The sequence below is a fragment of the Microbacterium sp. F51-2R genome, from assembly GCF_052180235.1.
GTDB lineage: Bacteria > Actinomycetota > Actinomycetes > Actinomycetales > Microbacteriaceae > Microbacterium.
Window position 1 is genome coordinate 1,388,618 of the sequence record NZ_CP197470.1, and the last position, 19,115, is coordinate 1,407,732.

16 protein-coding genes are annotated in these 19,115 nt (G+C 69.7%); 3 read left to right on the forward strand and 13 right to left on the reverse strand.

Annotated features, from left to right (window positions below; translation table 11 throughout):
* Positions 1-29 precede the first annotated feature (29 nt).
* From ACSBPH_RS06330 to ACSBPH_RS06350, 5 genes are all read right to left on the reverse strand, one after another.
* Positions 30-1,643: an SDR family oxidoreductase gene (locus tag ACSBPH_RS06330; RefSeq protein WP_442576748.1), complete on the reverse strand. Its 1,614-nt coding sequence runs from the start codon at positions 1,641-1,643 to the stop codon at positions 30-32.
* A gap of 192 nt (positions 1,644-1,835) precedes the next feature.
* A complete protein-coding gene (locus tag ACSBPH_RS06335) occupies positions 1,836-4,268 on the reverse strand; it encodes an FdhF/YdeP family oxidoreductase (protein WP_442576749.1) in 2,433 nt (810 codons plus the stop codon).
* A gap of 200 nt (positions 4,269-4,468) precedes the next feature.
* Positions 4,469-6,463, reverse strand: a complete 1,995-nt coding sequence (locus ACSBPH_RS06340; RefSeq protein WP_442576750.1) for a helicase HerA-like domain-containing protein — start codon at positions 6,461-6,463, stop codon at positions 4,469-4,471.
* Positions 6,464-6,472: 9 nt separating this feature from the next.
* The gene (locus tag ACSBPH_RS06345; RefSeq protein ID WP_442576751.1) at positions 6,473-7,204 is read right to left on the reverse strand and encodes a phosphatase PAP2 family protein; all 732 of its coding nucleotides are present in this window, start codon (positions 7,202-7,204) and stop codon (positions 6,473-6,475) included.
* A 100-nt stretch (positions 7,205-7,304) separates the two neighbouring features.
* On the reverse strand, positions 7,305-8,708 hold the full coding sequence (locus ACSBPH_RS06350; RefSeq protein WP_442576752.1) for a multidrug effflux MFS transporter: 1,404 nt from the start codon (positions 8,706-8,708) through the stop codon (positions 7,305-7,307).
* Between the two features lie 324 nt (positions 8,709-9,032).
* On the opposite strand from ACSBPH_RS06350, the gene ACSBPH_RS06355 reads away from it, so the two are divergent.
* Together ACSBPH_RS06355 and ACSBPH_RS06360 are read left to right on the forward strand one after the other, a co-directional pair.
* Positions 9,033-9,743 carry a DUF3105 domain-containing protein gene (locus ACSBPH_RS06355; RefSeq protein ID WP_442576753.1) on the forward strand — a complete coding sequence of 237 codons (711 nt, stop codon included), beginning with the start codon at positions 9,033-9,035 and terminating at the stop codon, positions 9,741-9,743.
* Positions 9,744-9,748: 5 nt separating this feature from the next.
* Positions 9,749-10,513, forward strand: coding sequence for a DUF305 domain-containing protein (locus ACSBPH_RS06360; RefSeq protein WP_442576754.1), 765 nt, complete (start codon positions 9,749-9,751; stop codon positions 10,511-10,513).
* 80 nt (positions 10,514-10,593) lie between these two features.
* Here ACSBPH_RS06360 and ACSBPH_RS06365 read toward each other — a convergent pair whose 3' ends face one another.
* The 3 genes from ACSBPH_RS06365 to ACSBPH_RS06375 all read right to left on the reverse strand — a co-directional run bounded on the left by ACSBPH_RS06365 (position 10,594) and on the right by ACSBPH_RS06375 (position 14,349).
* Positions 10,594-11,577 (reverse strand): carbohydrate ABC transporter permease, encoded by a 984-nt coding sequence (locus ACSBPH_RS06365; RefSeq protein ID WP_442576755.1) that lies wholly within the window; start codon positions 11,575-11,577, stop codon positions 10,594-10,596.
* Positions 11,577-12,920, reverse strand: a complete 1,344-nt coding sequence (locus tag ACSBPH_RS06370) for a carbohydrate ABC transporter permease (RefSeq protein WP_442576756.1) — start codon at positions 12,918-12,920, stop codon at positions 11,577-11,579. Before ACSBPH_RS06370 ends, ACSBPH_RS06365 begins: the two co-directional genes overlap by 1 nt.
* A gap of 91 nt (positions 12,921-13,011) precedes the next feature.
* Complete coding sequence (locus ACSBPH_RS06375; protein ID WP_442576757.1) at positions 13,012-14,349, reverse strand: ABC transporter substrate-binding protein; 1,338 nt, start codon at positions 14,347-14,349, stop codon at positions 13,012-13,014.
* A gap of 236 nt (positions 14,350-14,585) precedes the next feature.
* On the opposite strand from ACSBPH_RS06375, the gene ACSBPH_RS06380 reads away from it, so the two are divergent.
* Positions 14,586-15,623 carry a LacI family DNA-binding transcriptional regulator gene (locus tag ACSBPH_RS06380; RefSeq protein ID WP_442576758.1) on the forward strand — a complete coding sequence of 346 codons (1,038 nt, stop codon included), beginning with the start codon at positions 14,586-14,588 and terminating at the stop codon, positions 15,621-15,623.
* A 111-nt stretch (positions 15,624-15,734) separates the two neighbouring features.
* On the opposite strand, the gene rplL is transcribed toward ACSBPH_RS06380, so the two are convergent.
* The 5 genes from rplL to ACSBPH_RS06405 form a co-directional block, all read right to left on the reverse strand.
* A complete protein-coding gene (rplL, locus tag ACSBPH_RS06385; RefSeq protein WP_165128292.1) occupies positions 15,735-16,124 on the reverse strand; it encodes a 50S ribosomal protein L7/L12 in 390 nt (129 codons plus the stop codon).
* Positions 16,125-16,166: 42 nt separating this feature from the next.
* Positions 16,167-16,682 carry a 50S ribosomal protein L10 gene (gene rplJ, locus ACSBPH_RS06390; protein ID WP_442576759.1) on the reverse strand — a complete coding sequence of 172 codons (516 nt, stop codon included), beginning with the start codon at positions 16,680-16,682 and terminating at the stop codon, positions 16,167-16,169.
* 425 nt (positions 16,683-17,107) lie between these two features.
* Positions 17,108-17,485 carry a hypothetical protein gene (locus tag ACSBPH_RS06395; RefSeq protein WP_442576760.1) on the reverse strand — a complete coding sequence of 126 codons (378 nt, stop codon included), beginning with the start codon at positions 17,483-17,485 and terminating at the stop codon, positions 17,108-17,110.
* Positions 17,486-17,551: 66 nt separating this feature from the next.
* On the reverse strand, positions 17,552-18,097 hold the full coding sequence (locus ACSBPH_RS06400) for a hypothetical protein (protein ID WP_442576761.1): 546 nt from the start codon (positions 18,095-18,097) through the stop codon (positions 17,552-17,554).
* A 319-nt stretch (positions 18,098-18,416) separates the two neighbouring features.
* Positions 18,417-19,052: a 4a-hydroxytetrahydrobiopterin dehydratase gene (locus ACSBPH_RS06405; RefSeq protein WP_442576762.1), complete on the reverse strand. Its 636-nt coding sequence runs from the start codon at positions 19,050-19,052 to the stop codon at positions 18,417-18,419.
* Positions 19,053-19,115 lie beyond the last annotated feature (63 nt).

Consider the following 19,115-nt stretch of genomic DNA (forward strand, 5'->3'; position numbering starts at 1 on the left):
GAGCGCCGCCGCACCGACGACCCCTGCGCCTAGGAGGCCGTGCTCCCAGCGCTGGCCGTGCTCCCGGCGCTGTCGGCGCTGTCCGCGCTGGCGGCGCTGGCCGTGCTATCGGCGCTGTCGGCGCTCTCCGCGGTCGCCGTGATGCGGTTGGCCATTCCGCGGAAGATGAATCCGTGGAACGGCAGCACCGCGAGCCAATAGAGCCGCCCGGCAAGACCCCGCGGGAAGAACACGGCCCGCTGGTCGTAGCGCGAGCCGTCGCCCTCGGGACTCGCACGCAGCTCGAGCCACGCACCACCCGGGACCTTCATCTCGGCGCGGAGACGCAGCATCCGTCCCCGCTCGACCGCCTCGACGCGCCAGAAGTCCAGCGCGTCGCCGACCTCGAGGCGTGACCTGCTGCGGCGGCCGCGCGCGAGGCCGACGCCGCCGACGAGCTTGTCCATCCACCCGCGAAGGGCCCACAGGAGCGGCTGGGAGTACCAGCCGTTGACCCCGCCGATCCCCTCGATGACGCGCCACAGCCGCTCCGGGTCAGCCGTTGTGTGGGCTGTCCGCGTGTCGGTGAAGACGGTGCGGCCCGCCCACTCCGGGTCGCTCGGCAACGGGTCGCTCGGCCCGTCGAGCACATCCGCGTCGAGCCAGCTGGTCTCGACGCGATCCTCGCGCTCCCGTCCGAGCGCGAGCGCGACGGCCCGTCGATACGGCGTGAGCCCGGCCTCGGGCCGCGGGATGAGCGCGTCGACATCGTGATTCTTCACGACGCAGTCGTTCTGCAGCGACTCCACGAGCGGGCGTGCGATCGCCCGCGGGATCGGCGTGACGAGATTGACCCAGTGCGACGCGAGCCGCGGCGTGAGCACGGGGAGCGCCGCGATCGCCCGCTGGGGCAGACCCGCCTCGACCGCGTAGCCGTTCATCATCTGCCCGTAGCGCAGCACATCCGGCCCGCCGATGTCGACGGCGCGATTGACGTCGGGCGCCACGCGGGCAGCGCCCAGCAGGTAGTGCATGACGTCGCGCACCGCGATCGGCTGGATGCGATTTCGCACCCACTTGGGCGCGGGCATGTAGGGCAGCACCTCGGTGAGATGCCGCACCATCTCGAACGACGCCGAGCCCGACCCGATCACGACGCCCGCCTGCAGCACGAGCGTCGGAACGCCCGAGGCGAGGAAGATCTCGCCGACCTCGACGCGCGAGCGCAGGTGCGGCGACAGCTCGGCGTCGTCGGGGTGGAGTCCGCCGAGATACACGATTCGAGCGACGGATGCCGCGGCCGCCGCCTCTGCGACGGTGCCGGCGGCCGCGCGGTCGGCCTCTTCGAACGCCTTTCCCGACGACATCGAGTGGATCAGGTAGTAGAGCACGTCGACGTCGCGCACGGCCTCTTGGACGGCCGAGGCATCCGCCGCCGCCCCCACGACGATCTCGACGCGCTCCGACCATTCGAACGTCGCGACCCGCGCCGCATCGCGGGCGAGCACCCGCACGCGGTAGCCCGCTGCCAGCAGGCGCGGGACGAGCCGGCCGCCGATGTAGCCGGTGGCGCCGAGCACGAGGGCGCGGGGAGGTTGGCCGTCGGGGCGAGGAACGGCTCGGAGGGCGGGCTCCTGCCCGGTCGGCGAGGTGGAGTCAGTCACGCTCCGACGCTAGACAACCCGCGAAGCCCCTTGCCAGGTCTTGCGCGATGATCCCGGTCGTGCTTGGTCCCCGCGCGGGCGCATCCCGGCCACGAGCGGAGGTTCTCACCGGAGCGGAGGTCGGCCTCGAGGCATCCGGCCCTCCCTTCCCGTGAGGACCTCCGCCGCGCCGCTCCCGCGATCCCGCGGGACTCAGCCCCGGCGCTCGAGCCGCACGACGACCGACTTGGACGTCGGCGTGCCGCTGACGTCGGCGACCGAGTCCAGCGGCACGAGCACGTTCGTCTCGGGGTAGTACGCGGCGGCGTTGCCGCGGGGCGTGCGGTAGGCGACGATCCGGAACTCCTCGGCGCGGCGCTCCTGCACGACCCCGTCGGATCCGACCCACTCCGAGACGAGGTCGACGATCTCGTCTTCGGCGAAGCCGAGCGCCTGGATGTCCTTCGCGTTGACGAGCACGACGCGACGACCGCCCTTGATGCCCCGGTACCGGTCGTCCTTGCCGTAGATCGTGGTGTTGTACTGATCGTGCGAGCGCACGGTCTGCAGCAGCAGGCGCCCCCGTGGGATCCTCGGGTACTCCAGCGGGTTCACGGTGAACCGGGCCTTGCCGTCTTCCGTCGCGAACTTCCGCGCATCGCGGGGTCCGTTCGGCAGGTACAGCGTGCCGCCCTTGTCGATGCGCTTCTCGTAGTCGTCGAAGCCCGGCACGACGTTCTCGATGTGCGCCCGGATGAGCGCGTAGTCGGCCTCCAGCGCCGCCCAGTCCGCGCGAGGGACATTGAGCGGATGCCGCGGCGCCGGCACCTGCGGAGTCTCGGCCTCCTCGCGGGGCGAGCGCTCGACCTGGTTCCGGTCGATCTCGGGGTGCCGGTCGATCCCCGTCCCGACGGCCACGGGCTCGGCGCCGTCGCTGGCGAACACGAGCGCGCACAGCCGCGTGACGATCGCGACCTCGCTGAGCATGTCATCGGCGGGAGGCGCGAGGCGCCCGCGCGACGAGTGCACCGCGCCCATCGAGTCCTCCACCGAGACGCGCTGCTCGACACCGCCGCGCTTGTCGCGGTCAGTGCGGCCGAGGGTCGGCAGGATGATGGCGCGCTTGCCCGTCACGACGTGCGAGCGGTTGAGCTTCGTCGACACCTGCACCGTGAGGTCGACGTTGCGCATCCCGGCCTCGACGACCGCCGTGTCGGGCGTCGCCGAGATGAAGTTGCCGCCCATCCCCATGAAGAACCGCACCGAGCCGTCGCGCATCGCGCGGATGGCCTGCACCGTGTCGTAGCCGTGCTCGCGCGGCGCTTGGAAAGAGAACTCGGAGTCCAGCGCATCGAGGAAGTTCTCGGACGGCTTCTCGTAGATGCCGACCGTGCGGTCGCCCTGCACGTTCGAGTGGCCGCGCACGGGGCACACGCCCGCCCCGGCACGCCCGATGTTGCCCTGCAGCAGCAGTGCGTTCACGACCTCGCGCAGCGTCGGCACCGAATGCTTGTGCTGCGTCAGACCCATCGCCCAGCACACGATCGTCGACTTCGACTCGCGCACCATCTCGCCCACGCGGCGCAGGGTCTTCTCGGGAAGACCCGTCGCGGCGACGAGCTCGCGCCACGAGGCATCCGCCATCGCCTGACGGTAGGCGTCGAAACCGCTCGTGTGCTCCGCGATGAACGCGTGGTCGAGCACGCCGCCGTCGCGCTCCTCCATCTCGAGGAGGTGCTTGCCGATCGCCTGGAACAGCGCCTGGTCGCCGCCGAGACGGATCTGCAGGAAGGCGTCGGCGAGCTTCGTGCCGCCGAACGCGACGCCGCGTACGGTCTGCGGGTTCTCGAACCGCATGAGCCCCGCCTCGGGCAGCGGGTTGACGGCGATGATCGTCGCGCCGTTGCGCTTGGCCTTCTCGAGCGCGCTCAGCATGCGCGGGTGGTTGGTGCCGGGGTTCTGGCCCGCGACGATGAGGAGGTCGGCCTCATGGACGTCCTCGATGAGGACGGTTCCCTTGCCGATGCCGATCGTCTCGGTGAGGGCGGACCCGGATGACTCGTGGCACATGTTCGAGCAGTCGGGCAGGTTGTTGGTGCCGACGCCGCGGACGAGCAGCTGATAGAGGAACGCCGCTTCGTTCGACGTGCGACCCGACGTGTAGAAGACCGCCTCGTCGGGGTCGTCGAGCTTCCGCAGTGCCGCGGCGATCTCGCCCAGCGCGTCGTCCCACGAGATGGGGCGGTAGTGGGTCGCACCCTCATCGAGGATCATCGGATCGGTCAATCGCCCCTGCTGCCCGAGCCACCAGTCGTCGTGGCCCTCGAGCTCGGCGAGGGAGTGCCGCGCGAAGAAGTCGGGGCCGACGCGACGCAGGGTCGCCTCCTCGGCGACGGCCTTGGCGCCGTTCTCGCAGAACTCCGCGATGTGGCGCTTGTCCTCTTCGGGCCACGCGCAGCCGGGGCAGTCGAACCCGTCCTTCTGGTTGACGCGCAGGAGCGTCTCGATGCTGCGCTTGGCCCCCATCTGGTCATACGAGATCTGCAGAGCGTGCAGCACGGCGGGCACGCCGACCGCGACCTTCTTGGTCTTCGAGTGGCGGACCTTCGACTCGTCGATGTCGGCGGTGGGGGCTCGCTTGGCCATGGGCGTACCGGTGCTTCCTCGCTGGCTCGCGGCCAGGGGCGACGGATGCCTCGGCCTTCCTCCATGCTAGGTCGGCGTGCGGCGGTGGGATCCGTTCGCTTCCGATGAGCGGGACGCCGAGGCATCCGCTCACCGAAACGGTCGGCGTCAGCCGGCAAGCCCGCGCCTCATCCCCGCGTCAGCTCGGCCTCAGCCCGGCGTCAGCGCCGCCCGGTGCCGAACACGCCGCGGATGACGCTGGAGAGGATCGTCTGGGTCGACCGGGAGTTGAGGATCGACTCGAGCGGCGACTTCTCCTGCCTGCGCGGCGTGCGGGTCGTTCCCGACGTCTTCTTCAGCAGCCGGTCGTACTCGGCCTGGGCCTTCTTGTCGGCGGCCGCCTGCTGCTTGGCGAGCTCGGCGTCGGCCTTCGCCTTCGCGAGCGCCGCCTCTTCGGCCGCTGCCGCCTCGGCGGCGGCGTTCATCTTGGCCGTGAGGATCTCGCGCGCCGACTGCGGGTCGACGGCGGTGCCGTACTTCGCCAGGAGGGGGGATGCCGCGACCGCGGCGTCGATGCGCGCGTCGGGCGTGGGCGACATCAGGCCGAGCGGCGCCCGCAGCCGCGTCCAGGCGACGGGGGTGGGTGCGCCCTTCTCGCTCATGACCGTGACGATCGCCTCGCCCGTGCCGAGCTCCTGCAGCGTGCGCTCCAGGTCGTAGCCCGAGGTGGGGTAGGTGCCGACCGTCGCACGCAGGGCCTTCACGTCGTCGGGCGTGAAGGCGCGCAGGGCGTGCTGCACGCGCGAGCCGAGCTGCGCGAGCACGTCGCCGGGCACGTCCTTGGGCGTCTGCGTCACGAAGAAGACACCCACGCCCTTCGAGCGGATGAGCCGGACGGTCTGCACGATCGCGGCGGTGAAGTCCTTCGATGCGTCCCGGAACAGCAGGTGCGCCTCGTCGAAGAAGAAGACGAGCTTGGGCTTGTCGAGGTCGCCGACCTCGGGAAGCAGCTCGAACAGCTCGGCGAGGAGGTACATGAGGAACGTCGAGAACAGCGCGGGCTTGTCGGCCACCCCCGGCACCTCGAGGAGCGAGATGATGCCGCGTCCGTCGGCCGCCGTCCGCAGGAACTCGGTGACCTCGAACTCCGGCTCGCCGAAGAAGACGTCCGCGCCCTGATCGGCGAACGTGATGAGTTCGCGCAGGATCACGCCGGCCGTCGCCGCCGACAGGCCGCCGAGCGTCTTGAGCTCGGCCTTGCCCTCGTCGCTGGTGAGGTAGGTCAGCACAGCGCGGAGGTCCGACAGGTCTACGAGCGCGAGGCCGTGCTCATCGGCGTAGTGGAAGACGAGCCCGAGGCTCGACTCCTGCGTCTCGTTGAGGCCGAGCACTTTGCTGAGCAGAAGCGGTCCGAACCCGCTCACCGTCGCGCGGACGGGCACGCCCTTGCCGATGCCGCCGAGGGCGAAGTACTCGGTGGCGGATGCCTCGGGCTTCCAGTCCTGCCCGATCCCCCGCGTGCGGGCGAGGAGCTTTTCGCTCGCCTCGCCGGGGGTTGCAACGCCCGACAGGTCGCCCTTGATGTCGGCCGCGAACACCGGCACGCCCTTGGCGGCGAGCTGTTCGGCAAGGCCCTGCAGGGTTCGGGTCTTGCCGGTGCCGGTCGCGCCGGCGACGAGTCCGTGCCGGTTCATCATGCCGAGCGGGATGCGGATCTGCGCCTCCGGCACAGGATCGCCGTTGACGAGCGCGCCGAGATCGAGGGTCGCCGCGTCGAACGTGTACCCGCGCACGATGGCAGCGACCTGGTCGGCATCGAGCGGTCCGTCATTCGCAGCGCCGGGAGCAGGGGCCGGCGCGGCGGCGGCCGCCGTGGGCGCTCCCGCGGGCCCCGGCGTTTCCTGCCTCGGCGTCGAGCCCGGCGCGCTCGAGGCATCCGCAGCCACCGGGGCCGAGACATCCGTCGCCGAAGAAGCCGAGCCATCCGCCGCCGGAGAAGCCGCAGCGCCAGCCGGACCCGCCGCGGACGGCGTCGCCGTGCCCGGCGCTCCCCCCGCGGCCCGCGTCTTGGCCGCCTCCGCCTCGGCGGCTGCGAGGGCCGCTTTGGCCTGCGCCGCCTTCAGCTGCGCCTCGGCCGCCTCGGCTTCGGCGCGCAGCCGCGCGAGCTCCGCTTCGGCGGCGGCGACGGCGGGATCGGACGCGGAGGTGTCGCTCATGCGCTCAGCCTAGTCACGGGCTCGGGCGGGCGAACGAGAGGATCCGTCGCCGGCCGGGGCCACGGCATCCGCACGTCTCGGGCGAGGCTCACGCGCCATGAGCGACAGGAACACACCCGCCAGGAGGAGCGCCACCCCCGCTCCCACCATGGCCCCGCCGAGGGTGTCGCTCAGCCAGTGCGCGTGAAGATACGTGCGGCTGAACGCCATGAGCAGCACCCAGATGACACCCGCGATCACGGTCCAGATCGAGGGGAAGATGAGGATGAGCGCGACGGCGATGGTGGCCGCGTTGGCCACGTGCCCCGACGGGTACGAGCCGAAGTCGCTCAGGACGATGATGTCTTCGGGGCGCGCGCGCCCGAAGGTGTGCTTGAGAATCTGCACGACTCCGGCCGAGGCGACGGATGCCGCGACGAAGTACGCGGCGGCCCACGGCCTTCGCAGGATCAGCAGGATGACGGCGACGACGATCGGCACGACGAAGACGCCGAACCACCCCGCCCCGAGGAAGTTCATGACGTACGAGACCGTCGTCATGAAGTGCGAGTGCCAGGCGGCGAGCGTGCGGTCCCACCACACGTCGATCGCGAACGGCGGGTCGCCGCGGAAGAAGATCCAGCCGCCGAGCCCGGCGGCGCAGGCGATGAGCACGATGCCCACCACGATGAACGGCGTTCTCTGCGGAACGGCCGCCCGTCTCACGCTGGTCTGCTGCACCGGCCTGTCGTGACGCTCCATCGGCCCATTGTGGACCCGCGCCGACTCACGCGCCGCCCCTTGCGCTCCGGCGTGGCGTCGTGCAGGGCGATTCCCGCTCGCTCGGTCGTGCGAGCCGGTGCTACGGCGCGAGACGCGCGACCGTGCGGGGACGCACGACGAACCACAGCGACAGCACGCCCACGACGGCGCACGCCGCCATGACCGAGGCCATCGTCGTCGCCGTGATGCCCGCGTCGTGCGAGAGCCAGCCGACGAGGGGCGAGATGAGTCCCGCCACCCCGAAGTTCGTGAAGCCGATGATCGACTGCGCCGTGCCGGCCGCCTTGCCGTGGCGGTCGAGGGCGAGCACCTGCACGCACGGGAACGTGAAGCCGCACGCCGTCATGAAGAAGAAGAGCGGCACGATCGTGCCCCAGATGCCGAAGCCCAGCTGGTCGGTGACGATGATGGCGGATGCCGCGACCACGAGCACCCCCGTCGACCAGGCCATGACCCACTGCGGGCCGAAGCGCGCCGCGAGTCGCGACGCGGCCTGCACGCCGAGCACGACGCCGAGCGAATTGACCGCGAAGAGCATGCCGTACTGCTGCGGGTCGAAGCCGTAGCCGAGCTGGAAGAGGAACGACGACGACGACAGGTAGGAGAACAGGCCGCTGAAGGTCATGCCGCCGATGATGAGCACGCCGATGAAGACGCGGTCGCTCAGCACGCTGCGGTAGCGCTGCCACACCGTCGTCGAGCCCCGCTCCTGGCGCCGCGCGCGCGGGAGCGTCTCGGGAAGGAAGATCGTCGCCGACAGGAGCATGATCGCGCCGTACACGGCGAGCACGATGAACACGCCGCGCCACGGCATCGCGAGGAGGAGCGCCGAGCCGACGAGCGGGGCCGCGACCGGCGCGACGCCCGAGACGAGCGCGAGACGCGAGAGCATGACGACGAGCCGGCGCCCGCCGAACAGGTCGCGCACGATCGCCGCCGCAACGACGCCGCCCGCGGCGGCGCCCGCGCCCTGCAGCACGCGGGCGGCCGAGAGCAACTCGAGCGTCGGGGCGAGCGCGGCGGCGATGCTCGCCAGGACGTGCAGCGCAGTCACCGACAGGAGCGGGATGCGCCGGCCGACCTTGTCGGAGAGCGGACCCACGATGAGCTGGCCGAGGCCGAAGCCGATCATCGTGCCCGTGAGCGTCAGCTGGATCGCGGCCGCCGTCGTGTCGAAGTCGGCCTCGAGCACGGGGAACGCCGGCAGGTAGAGGTCGATCGTGAAGGGCCCGAGAGCGGTGAGCGCCCCGAGAAGGATGATGTAGAGCGTCCGGCGGCGCTTCGGGATGGCGTCGCCGGGGTGGAGCATGATCGGCGCGGTCGCGGGGTTCGAGCCGAGCGTGCGGATCGCGCCGGTCGAGGACGGCACGCGGATCGACCCGGTCGTGGTCCGGCTCTCGTCTGCGGTGGCGCGCGACGAGGCGCCGGTGTCGGTCTGGTCGGCGGCGGGCTTCTGCGCGGGGATCGAGGAGGTGTCGAGCACTATGGATTCACTTCGGTGACGATGACGAGAGAGGCGGGCGCGTCGACACCGCAAGCGGTTCAGGCGCAGAAGAGGCGATGCTGCGGGGCGGACGGCGGCGCAGCGGCTCGACCGGACCGACGGGGATCCGAATCGATTCGAAGGCACCAGTCTACCGCCACGCCTCGCTCGTGCCAGCCTTGCGCGGCCGAGGCATCCGGTTCGTTCGCATCCGGGACCTTGTCGGCGCCTTCCCAGTCCTGCGACCTATGCGCTCGAATAGTCTGGAGCTGTTCCTTGCCCTGCCCGACAGCACTCCACGGGCGCCCGAGCCGAGATCATGACATGACCCCGACATCACCCGACAAGCGCATGAGCGGCAACCCCGCGACCCAGGCCAAGATCGACGAGACCGTCAAGCAGCAGCGGGAGCGCAAGCGCCAGGAGAAGCTCGAGGAGTATCAGCGCCAGCTCGCCAAGCGCAAGCGCGGGAAGGTCGTGTGGTGGGCTGTGGGCTCCGCCGCCGCCGTCCTCGTCGTGGCCGCCATCGTCGCCTCGATCGTGTTCGCACCGCAACCGCCGCCCACGTACGAGGCAGGCGGCACCGGCGCCGAGATCGCGGGCGTCGAGACCTTCGAGAACGAGACCTCGCACGTCGCGGGCACCGTCGACTACCCGCAGAGCCCGCCAGCCGGCGGCCCGCACAACCAGGTGTGGCTCAACTGCGGCATCTACGACCAGCCCGTGCCGAACGAGAACGCCGTGCATTCTCTCGAGCACGGCGCCGTGTGGGTCACCTACGACGCCGACGCCGTCACGGGCGACGACCTCGCGACGCTCAAGTCCTACCTGCCGTCGAGCTACGTCGTGCTCTCGCCCTACGAGGGGCTCGACAGTCCGGTCGTCCTCTCCAGCTGGAACCATCAGCTCGCCCTCGACGCCGTCGACGACCCGCGCATCGCGCAGTTCTTCGAGGAGTACTGGCGAAGCGCCGACGTCCCCGAGCCCAACGCTCTCTGCTCGGGCGGCCTCGACGCGCCGGGCAAGGTCTCCTGACGCCGATGAGCGCTCCGGGGCCCGAGCGGCACACGGCGCCTGATCCGATCGACGCGGAGCTCGCGCTCGCGCGGGGGGCCGAGGCATCCGTCCGCCCTCGATGGTGGGTCTACGCGCTCGTCGCGATCGGCATCGCGGCCCTGGCGTTCGCGGTCGGCCGCTTCTCGACGTTCGGGTCTGCCGGCGTCGCACCCGCGCCGAACGGGGCCGACATCGGCTTCGCCCGCGACATGCAGGTGCACCACACGCAGGCCATCGAGATGGCGATGGAGACCTACCGCAAGACCGACGACGAAGACCTTCGCCGCATCGCCTACGACATCGCGACGAGTCAGGCGGGCCAGCGCGGCGAGATGTTCGACTGGCTCGTGCAGTGGGGGGTCCCCCAGACGGGCGGTCCGCTCATGGCATGGATGACGGATGCCGCGTCCGGCCACGCCGGTCACGGTGGCGGCGGTCACGGCGGCGGCGGTGATGGTGGCGCCGCGACCGGAGCGCCGGCGACGGATGCCGAGCTGCGCGCGGCGATGGGGATGGCGACCGACGCCGAGATGGCCGACCTGAAGAACGCGACCGGTGTGACGGCCGACTGCCTGTTCCTCGACCTCATGATCCGGCACCACGAAGGCGCGATCCCGATGGCGCAGGCGGCCGCCGATCTCGGCAGCATGCCGCGCGTGATCACCGTCGCGAAGGCGATCGTGCAGGGGCAGCAGGCCGAGATCGACGCGATGACCGCGATCTCCTTGCGCCTCGGCTGCGCGCGGTAGCAGCGTCTGCCTGCACAGGGATGAGGGCCGGCATCCCCCCGGATGCCGGCCCTCTTCCTCCCCCAGCCGCTGAGGCGCGTTCAGCCCTTCGTGGCGCCTGCCATGAGGCCGCGCACGAAGAACCGCTGCAGCGCGAAGAACACGATGAGCGGAACGACGAGCACGAGGAAGGCACCCGCCGAGAGCAGATACCACTTGTCTCCCCACGACCCGGTCAGCGAGTTCAGTGTCTGCGTCATGGGCAACGACGATGTCGGCGCGAAGATCGTCGCCACGAGCAGGTCGTTCCACACCCAGATGAACTCGAAGATCGCGAACGATGCGATCGCCGGCGTCGCGAGCGGCAGGATGATCCGGAAGAACATCTGCCCGTGACCCGCGCCGTCGACCCGCGCCGCCTCGATCACTTCGGACGGGATCTCCGCGATGAAGTTGTGCAGCAGGAAGATCGCGAGCGGCATCGCGAAGATCGTGTGCGCGATCCACACCGTCGCGAAGCTGTGGTCCACGTCACGCAGCGCGAGACCGGGGAAGATGCCCACCCCGTTGATCTCGAGACCGCGGGAGAAGAACGTCAGCAGCGGCACGAGCGCCATCTGGATCGGCACGATCTGCAGCGCGAAGATCGCGACGAACAGGATGCCGCGTCCCTTAAAGTCCATCCACGCGAAGGCGTAGGCCGCGAGCGCGGCGATCGCGAGTGCGAAGACGGTTGTCGGGATCGTGATGGCGAGCGAGTTCAGGAAGGACTCGCCGAGCGTCAGCGCGGTGCCGCCGGACGTGAGGGCCTCCTGGTAGTTCCCGAGCGTGAAGTCGGGGTTGGTGAAGACCGTCCACCAGCCGCTCGTCGCCGACTGCGCACCGGGACGGAACGACGTGATGAGGAGCCCCAGAGTCGGGATCGTCCACAGGATGCCGATCGCGAACGCGAGCACGGTCGCCAGAGGTGAGGAGAGCCGCTTCTGCGCCTCCGACTCGTGTCGCCGCGTGTTGCGCGCGACCCTGCGAGCTTCGGCCCGGTCGAACCTCGGGGTGGTCTTCCTGTCGTCCTCGACGGCGGTCATCACCGCACCTCCCTCTGCTTGCGAAGCTGGATGATGTTGTAGACGAGCAGCGGCGTGACGAACACGAAGATGAGCACCGCGAGGGCGGCGGAGTGTCCGTAGCTCTGGAACCGCTGCTGCTGGTTGACCATCTCGAAGCCGAGCACGGTCGAGTTCGACCGGCCGCCGGTCATGACGGCGACGATGTCGTACACCTTCAGCGACGCGATCGTGACGGTCGTGAGCACCACGATGAGCGATGAGCGGATGCCGGGAACGGTGACGTTCCAGAACCGCTGCCACGCCGTCGTGCCGTCGAGCTGGGCCGCTTCGAGCTGCTCGATCGGCACGCCCTTCATCGCCGCGGCGAGCACGACCATCGCGAAGCCCGTCTGCGCCCACACGAACACGAACAGCAGGCAGAACGTGTTGACGAGGGGCCAGGTGTCGAGCCACCGGACCGGCTCACCGCCGAAGGCGACGATGATCGCGTTCAGGAGGCCGATCTGCTCCCCCTGCCGGTAGTCGTAGACGAACTTCCAGATGATGCTCATGCTGACGCCCGCGAAGGCGAACGGCATGAAGACGAGGATCTTGAGCACGCGCTGGCCGCGCGCCCGCTCGATGAACGCGGCGTAGGCGAGCCCCACGACGGTCGCGAAGATCGGCACGAAGATCGCCCAGATGAGCGTGTTGATGACCGACCAGAAGCCTTGCGGGTTCGTGAACGCCCAGACGTAGTTCTCCCACCCGACGAACTCCTTGCCCGTCTTGTCGAAGAAGGACTGGATGATCGTGAGGATCGCCGGGTACACGAGGCCGACGAGCACCATGATGATCGCGGGCGACAGGAACAGCAGCATCTGGAACAGGTATCCCGCGCCCTCGCGCGCTCGCAGATCCGCCCAGAAGAGCAGGAAGCCCGAGATGAGCGCGATGGCGATGATGTAGACCGCCGCGTTCTGGTAGGGCCGCAGGAGCATGAACGCGAGGAACGGGATCAGGAAGCACGCGACCAGCCGGAGCCAGAAGTAGCCGGTGCCGGCCCGGGGGGCGAACTCGATCAAGATCAGCAGGGCCGCGACGACGACGCCGAAGATGACGAGGACGAGCGGGATCTGCACGAGCGGGCCGAGGTCGCCGATCCAGACGAAGAAGGAGTTGAACGAGAAGCCGAGCGACACCGGCAGCGCATCGGGTGAGGGCGGCCGCGTGACCATGAAGATCACGAGAGCAGCGATCAGGATGAACCCGATGGTGACGACGGCCCGGGTGAGGGTCTGCGAGGGCTTCTTGCCACTCGCGCGAGGGGGTGGGGACGTCTCGGACGCCTTCTCCGCCTTCTGTGCAGTGGTCTGCGACATGGCCTGCCTTTCCGGTCTCCTTTGAGCGGACGGGTTGCCCGAGAGCCGGGCCCGTCCACGTGGGTGGACGGGCCCGGCTGCTCGGAGCGGATCAGTTCTGGTAGCCGGCCTGGATGTCGCTCAGGACCTGGTCGGTCGGCTTGCCGTCGATCCAGTCGACCATGCCGCGCCAGAACGAGCCCGAGCCCACCGCGGCGGGCATCAGGTCGGAGGCGTCGAAGCGGAAGGTCGTGTTGGGATCCTGCACGATCTTCATGGCCTCGGTGAGGAACTCGCTCGATGCCAGCGACGGGTCGGCCCCGTTGTTCGCCGAGATCGCACCGCCGAGCTTGACGCGCGCGTCAGCGAACTCCGGGCTCGACATGTACTTGAGCACCTCCTGGGTGGCCGCGTCATCCGAGAACGCCGTCACGAACTCGCCGCCGCCTTCGACCGCCAGCTCGCCTTCCTTGATCCCCGGGAGCAGGAACGCGTACACGTCGCCGTCGGGGGCGATCGTGGGCGTCTTGCCGTCGGCCGTCTGCACCGTGAGCAGGTTGGCCGTGAGGAACGAGGCCTGGTGGGTCAGCGCGCACGAGCCGTCGGCGATCTTCGCCGCGACGTCGCCGAACGCGGTCGAGTTGATGCTCTTGACATCGCCGAAGCCTGCGTTGACGTAGTTCGGGTCGAGCAGGATCGTCCCGACGGCGTCGAACGCGTCCTTGATGGCGGGGTCGGTGAACTTCGTGTCGCCCTTGGCCCAGCTGTCGTAGACGTCGGCGCCGGACTGGCGCAGCACGAGGTCTTCGACCCAGTCGGTGCCCGGCCATCCGGAGGCGTCACCCGACGAGAAGCCGGCGCACCACGGGGGCTGACCCGTCTTCTCCTGGATGGTCTTGGTCAGCGTGATGAGCTCGTCCCACGTCTTGGGCGGCTCCACGCCCCACTCCTTGAAGCTCTTCGGCGAGTAGTAGACGTAGCCCTTCAGGTTGGCGAGCATCGGCGCCGAGTAGAAGGTCCCGTCGACCGAGCCGTAGTCCTTCCAGACCGGCGCCCAGTACTTGTCGACGTTGGCCTCGACGTCCTTCGTGCCCTCCTTCACCTCACCCGTCCCCACGAGCGAGGCGAGCAGGCCAGGCTGCGGAACGATCGCGATGTCGGGAGCGGAGCCACCGGCGACCTTCGTCACGATGTTGCCCTCGAAGCCCTTGTCGCCGGTGTAGACGACCTTGACCCCGGTGTCCTTCGTGAACTGGTCGAACGTCTTCTGGAGATTGTCGGCCTCCGAGCCGGTGATGCCGCCCGAGATCTGGACGGTCTTGCCGCTGATGTCACCGCTCGAGCTGGTGTCGCCTCCCCCTTCGGTACAGCCGGCCAGGGCGAGTGCGGCGATCGCCGCCACCCCGACGGCGATGTATCCGCGTCGCTGGTGCGATCGCAGTCCATTCATCTGAGCCTCCTCATTGAGCGCGCGCAGTCAGGATGCGACTGCGCGCAGCGGTCGGGAACCGATTCCATGCTCACCGTAGGCGATGCATGCGGGCGACACAATCACTCTTCATCACAACTCGATAAACACGCGCCAGGGTGTGGTGCGAGGCGATCAGGTGCGGCACAATGTGGCCCGGAACCGGTTCCACTTGCCCCACGGCGAGAACGAGCTCGCACACCGCCAGGAGGTCCCCGATGGCCGGCATAGCCGACGTCGCCCGTGCAGCCGGCGTCTCCAAGGCAACGGCGAGCCGCGCGCTCACCGGCACCGGTTATGTCTCGGAGCGCACACGCGACCGCGTGCTCGAGGCCGCGGCATCCCTCGACTATGTCGCCTCGACCACCGCCGTGAGCCTCGCGACCGGGCGCACTCAGAACATCGGCGTGGTCATGCCCTACATCAGCCGCTGGTTCTTCTCGGAGGTGCTCGAGGGCATCCAGGACTCGCTGCTGCGGCACGGCTACGACCTCACCCTCTACGACGCGCGCCCCGGCACCGAGGGCCGCACGCGCGTCTTCGAGGACTTCCTCGCCCGCAAGCGGTTCGACGGACTCATCGCGGTCGGCCTCGAGCCGAGCGACAACGAGTTCGACCGGCTGCTCGCGCTCGGCTGCCCCGTGGTCAGCGTGGTCGGGCAGAACGGCTCCACGAGCGTCGTCGCGCTCGACGACGAGCACGCCGCCCGCCGTGCGACCGAGCATCTCATCGAGCTCGGACACACCCGCATCGCATTCCTGGGCGGCGGCGGCCCCCACTGGGCTCACGTGGACCACACCCGGCTGCTGGGTTACGAGGCGACGATGAAGGATGCCGCGCTCCCCCCGTCGCACGTCTTCTCACCTGTGACCATGCCGGGCGGCTACGCCGCGGCAGCCGACCTGCTGGGCGACTCGCGGCGGCGACCGACGGCGATCGTGGGCACGTGCGACGAGGTCGCGATCGGCGCCATCATCGCGGCCCGGCGCCTCGGCCTGCATGTCCCGAGCTCGCTCAGCGTCGTGGGGATCGACAACCACGAGTACGCCGAGATGTTCTCGCTGACCACGCTCGAGCAATCGCCGCACGCGCAGGGCACTCAGGCCGCCGACATGATGCTCCGGCAGCTGCGCGAGCCCGACGCCCCGATCGTGAACCTGCGGCTGCAGGCGACGCTCATCGTGCGAAACTCCACCGCTCCCCCGCCCGGCGTGCCGTCGGTCGCCGTGGGGGTGGGCGCCGCGCCGTGGGCCTGACCATGACAAGGTGGCCGGCGCGACGATCGGCGTGACGCCGCCGAGGCCCGAGCATGACGAAGGCCCCGGATACCGAGGTATCCGGGGCCTTCGTGCTTCGCGAGAGCGAGATTACTTGAGGGTAACCGTCGCGCCGGCCTCCTGAAGGGCGGCCTGAGCCTTCTCGGCGGTCTCCTTGTTGGCGCCCTCGAGGACGGCCTTGGGAGCACCGTCGACGACGGCCTTCGCCTCACCGAGGCCGAGCGAGGTGAGCTCGCGGACGACCTTGATGACCTGGATCTTCTTGTCGCCGGCGGCCTCGAGAATGACGTCGAACGAGTCCTTCTCCTCGACCTCTTCGGCGGGGGCACCACCGGCGGGGGCGCCGGCAGCGGCGACCGCGACGGGCGCGGCGGCGGTGACGTCGAAGGTCTCCTCGAACGCCTTGACGAACTCGCTGAGCTCGATGAGCGTGAGCTCCTTGAACGCGTCGAGCAGCTCCTCAGTGCTGAGCTTTGCCATGATGATTCTCCTTGATTGGGGTTTTGCCTTGCCGGGCCCTTATCAGGCCGCGGATTCCTGCTTCTCGCGCAACGCGTCGACCGTGCGGACGGCCTTGGACGGAAGCGCAGTGAAGACGTATGCCGCCTTGGTCAACGAGGCCTTCATCGCGCCGGCGAGCTTCGCCAGCAGGACTTCACGGCTCTCGAGGTCGGCGAGCTTGTTGACCTCGTCCGCGCTCAGGGGGTTTCCGTCGAAGAAACCGCCCTTGATCACGAGAAGAGGGTGTGCCTTGGCGAAGGCACGCAGACCCTTCGCGACGGCGACCGGGTCGCCGTGCACGAACGCGATGGCCGACGGACCCTTGAGGTCGTCGTCCAGCGCCGTGATCCCCGCGTTGTTCGCGGCGATCTTGGTCAGCGTGTTCTTCACCACGGCGTACTCCGCGTCCTGACGGATGCTGTTGCGCAGCTCCTTGAGCTGCGCAACCGTCAGACCGCGGTACTCGGTCAGCAGAACGGCGGTCGAGTCCTCGAAGTTCTTCGTGAGCTCGGCGACCGATGCTTCCTTCTGCGCCATGGCCACTCCTTGTGTGTACGAGACGCTCCGCGGTGGCGGGGCGTCGGCCGAGGCATCCGGTCGCCCTGCAAATGAGAAAAGCTCCGGCGCAAGCGCACGGAGCTTCGTTCCTATCCAGGAATTTCGTTCGTACACCTGCGCAGGCCCTGCATTCGCAGTGCTTCGATCTCGGTGCGCAAGCGCACGTCGATGACCGGCGGTCTTCGGCTTGCCCCGAGTCTACGCGATGCCGCTTCCCCGCCCAAATCGCCCCGCCCCCGCCGCGGCGCCTGCCGACTCCCGCCCGCGCACCCCGGCGCCACCACCCGCGGCCGCGCCCGCCCTTCCCGCGCGGATCGTACGTACTCGCCGGAACCACACGTTGCCGGCGCGAAGATCGTGTGTTGTCGGCGAGATCGTACGTACTCGCCGCGAGCCCCGACAACTCAACGAGAGGGGAGACGGATGCCGAAGCCGGCGAGCCTCGCAGCGAGTGCCTCGGTCGTCACGATGTGAGGATCCTCCACCCGGACGAACCGCTTCTGCGTCACACCGCGTATCCAGTCCTCCCGGCGCTTCTCATCCAGGAGCACCTCCTCGAGCGTGCGACCGGAGCGCAGCGCCTCGTCCAGGTACTTGCCCTGACCGTCGAACTCCAGGAACGTGCCCGACTCCTCGATCTCGAGATCGACGAAGTAGTTCGCGCCACGAGGTCCGGCGACCGGGATCTGCAACCCGAAGTCGCGCACGCCCAGGCGGTGCAACTGGAGCCTCGTGACGCTCTCGCCCGGAAGCTCCGCGCGCCCGTCGGCGAAGCGGATCACTTCTTCGGCTTGGCGGATTCCCCGGGCACCGCGGGCCCGCCCCACACGCTCGAGCATGCCGAGTCGTCAGTGCTCGGCGGCGTCGACGTCGTACGTCCGGCCTTCGACAGCGACTTTGCGCAGGGCCGCGTCGGCGAACGCGACAGCAGTCTCGCGGGGCACGACCCGCACGACATCGAAGGTCGTGCGGGCGAGCGAGGTGCACGGGACGCCGTCGTGGATCTCGACATCCTCATCGGGAAGCGGCTCGCAGTGTCGCGCCAACCGGGGCCTGCTCCCCGACCGCGCGTTCGGAGCGAAAGTCGCGTGGACTCGCGACGGCACGTGCCGGTAGAGAGGCAGCCCGTGAGCGGCCCCGGCGGACGCGTACGACAGCACGCCGCCTCCGTCGCGCATCTCGCAGTGCACCGCGAGCACTTCGAGAAGCTGGCGGGATTCCGGCCACAGTTCGTCCCAGAGTGACTGGAGGACGTACCTGTTGCGCTGAAGCCGGCGGATGTGCCCGGCCTCGACGGCGCGCCGTATCTCCCGCTCGCTCCACCCGCCGTCGCACAGCTGCTCCCGCGTCCGGATGGCTCCGCGGGCTTCTTCGGTCGACAGACGCCTGCTCACCACCCCACCCTCCCGTCCGCGGGGCTGCGGTCGTTCGCGAGCGCAGACATCGGTGAACGACTGTCGGCCGGTCGCACCTGTGCAGGACAGGGCGTGTCTGGGCGCGGGTGAGTCGAGAGCGTACGTACTCGCCGAGACCACACGTTCTCTGCGCCCGGATCGTGTGGTTTCGACGAGTACGTACGATCCGTCGCGCGGGAGGGTGGGACGGATGTCGGGGCCCGCCGCACCGGGAAGGCCCATGCCGGGCGGAGCACCGGGTACGGGACGGATGCCGCGGCCCGCCGCGCCCTGGAAAAGCGCCTGGCGGGGGCTGAGGTCAGGTGCGGGAGGGGGTGATGTCGATCTTGTGACCGTCGGCGTCGGCGAGCGTCCACCACTTCGGAGCGTGGGAGTCGTCGGCGAGCGTGCCGCCGGCGGCGAGCGCCGCCTCGACGCGCGCCTCGGCCTCGTCGCGCGGCACGACGATGTCGAGGTGCGAGCGCCCGCGCAGCGGCTTGTCGATCTTCTGCATCCAGATGAGCGGACCCCGTCCCGCCGGGTCGCGCAGCTCGGTGTCGCTGATGGCGTCGTAGCCCGTCGCCGCCCTCCAGAACGGCATGATCGCCGCCGGATCCTCGGTCGCCACCGCGATCATGAGCCGCTGCGGCGTCGTCGCATCGACCCCGATCCCGAGGTCGCGCGCGGCTCCCGAGATCTCGCGGGCGAGATCGACGTCCTTCTGCGTGAGGCCCTTCGCGGAATGCGTGAAGAGATGCACGCTCAGCCGCGAGTACCGCACGTCGACGTCGGGGTGATGATTCGCCGCGTCAGCCAGCTCGGCGATCGCGGCGAAGAGCCGCGCGCCGGTGCCGAAGTTGCGGGTCTCGAACGTGATGTGCGCGCCGTTCGCGCCGGCGCGCCAGCCGTCGGCCCCCGTCGCCGCGCGGAAGTCCGCTGCGCTGATCGTGTCCATGCGCCGACTCTGCCACGTGGCACCCACACCGCAACCCCCGCGGCCGAAAGCCCCGCCAACCCC

Bases quoted from the DNA above. Each gene is read 5' to 3' on its own strand.
- ACSBPH_RS06335 (WP_442576749.1), bottom strand. From the start codon at position 4,268: ATGGCCAAGCGAGCCCCCACCGCCGACATCGACGAGTCGAAGGTCCGC.
- ACSBPH_RS06340 (WP_442576750.1), bottom strand. From the start codon at position 6,463: ATGAGCGACACCTCCGCGTCCGATCCCGCCGTCGCCGCCGCCGAAGCG.
- ACSBPH_RS06345 (WP_442576751.1), bottom strand. From the start codon at position 7,204: ATGGAGCGTCACGACAGGCCGGTGCAGCAGACCAGCGTGAGACGGGCG.
- ACSBPH_RS06355 (WP_442576753.1), top strand. From the start codon at position 9,033: ATGACCCCGACATCACCCGACAAGCGCATGAGCGGCAACCCCGCGACC.
- ACSBPH_RS06360 (WP_442576754.1), top strand. From the start codon at position 9,749: ATGAGCGCTCCGGGGCCCGAGCGGCACACGGCGCCTGATCCGATCGAC.
- ACSBPH_RS06365 (WP_442576755.1), bottom strand. From the start codon at position 11,577: ATGACCGCCGTCGAGGACGACAGGAAGACCACCCCGAGGTTCGACCGG.
- ACSBPH_RS06370 (WP_442576756.1), bottom strand. From the start codon at position 12,920: ATGTCGCAGACCACTGCACAGAAGGCGGAGAAGGCGTCCGAGACGTCC.
- ACSBPH_RS06375 (WP_442576757.1), bottom strand. From the start codon at position 14,349: ATGAATGGACTGCGATCGCACCAGCGACGCGGATACATCGCCGTCGGG.
- ACSBPH_RS06380 (WP_442576758.1), top strand. From the start codon at position 14,586: ATGGCCGGCATAGCCGACGTCGCCCGTGCAGCCGGCGTCTCCAAGGCA.
- rplL (WP_165128292.1), bottom strand. From the start codon at position 16,124: ATGGCAAAGCTCAGCACTGAGGAGCTGCTCGACGCGTTCAAGGAGCTC.
- rplJ (WP_442576759.1), bottom strand. From the start codon at position 16,682: ATGGCGCAGAAGGAAGCATCGGTCGCCGAGCTCACGAAGAACTTCGAG.
- ACSBPH_RS06405 (WP_442576762.1), bottom strand. From the start codon at position 19,052: ATGGACACGATCAGCGCAGCGGACTTCCGCGCGGCGACGGGGGCCGAC.